Here is a 1,104-nt window from a genome sequence, read left to right as displayed (position 1 = left end):
CAACTTTAGGTTAGCGATGGCAACAGTGCTGCTGGTGGAAGACGATCCAATTAACGCCCGCGTTTTCGACAAAGTGTTGCGGCGGCGAGGCGGGTTTGAGGTCTTTCACAGCCAGGATGTGGAGGAAATCCTACGGCTGGCGCAGGCGCGCGAGGTGGACGTGATTTTGCTGGATGTCTCCCTCTCTCAAAGCACCTTTCGCGGCGAGGCAGTGGACGGGATCCGCATTGCCCAACTGCTGAAGGGGGATCCCAAAAGCCGCTCCATTCCCATCATTTTGGTGACGGCCCACGCCATGCGCGGCGACCGCGAGGCCTTTTTGGCCCAGAGTGGGGCCGATGGCTATATTGCTAAGCCAGTAGTGGATCACGAGGAGATGGTGAACCAAGTGCGCCAGGTGTTGGCTCAGGCCCAGCAGTCTTAGTCAACTGGCAAGACTGGTTACGATGGACTGCCAAAAAGGGATCCCATCCTGCCCTGGCAAATCGGGATCTGCCGCCCGCTCCGGGTGGGGCATCAGGCCGAGGATGCGACCGCTGGGATCGCAAATGCCGGCAATGTTATCCACCGAGCCGTTGGGCGCGACCGGAGCATAGCGAAAGACGATCTGCCCCCTGTCTTGCAACTGCTTGAGGGTGTCGGCATCGCAGGTGTAGCGGCCTTCTCCATGGGCAATGGGCAGGGTCAGGGTGGCTCCGCCGGGGTAAGCCCTTGTCCACAGGAGATCCTGCCGTTCCACGCGGATCCCCACCCGGTCGCAGATAAAGTGCAGGTTGGCGTTGCGCACCAGCGCCCCCGGCAGCAGGCCGGCTTCTGTCAAGATCTGGAAGCCGTTGCAAATGCCCAAGACATAGCCCCCGCGGGCTACGTGCTCGGCCAGGGATCCCATCACCGGCGCAAAGCGGGCGATGGCCCCGCAACGCAAATAATCCCCGTAGCTGAAGCCCCCCGGCAGCACCACCACATCCAGCCCTGACAAATCCGTCTCCCGGTGCCAGATCAACCGCGTTGGGCAGCCGCAAAGGCTGCGGGCCACCCAGGCTACGTCTCGGTCGCAATTAGACCCGGGAAAAACAACAATGCCAAACCTCACGCCGGCCATCG

Annotated in this window: 2 protein-coding genes; one reads left to right on the top strand and one right to left on the bottom strand. The window is 61.7% G+C overall.

All coding sequences use genetic code 11. From position 1 onward, the window contains the following. Positions 1-16 precede the first annotated feature (16 nt). Positions 17-424, top strand: coding sequence for a response regulator (locus tag NW857_RS11960; protein WP_414335086.1), 408 nt, complete (start codon positions 17-19; stop codon positions 422-424). On the opposite strand, the gene purQ is transcribed toward NW857_RS11960, so the two are convergent. Further along, positions 425-1,102, bottom strand: a complete 678-nt coding sequence (gene purQ / locus NW857_RS11955) for a phosphoribosylformylglycinamidine synthase subunit PurQ (protein WP_414349026.1) — start codon at positions 1,100-1,102, stop codon at positions 425-427. Positions 1,103-1,104: the final 2 nt, after the last annotated feature.

It is taken from the genome of Synechococcus sp. H55.9 (assembly GCF_047462355.1).
GTDB lineage: Bacteria > Cyanobacteriota > Cyanobacteriia > Thermostichales > Thermostichaceae > Thermostichus.
Note: the sequence above shows the minus strand (reverse complement) of the source record. Positions and strands in the feature narration are given on the sequence as shown.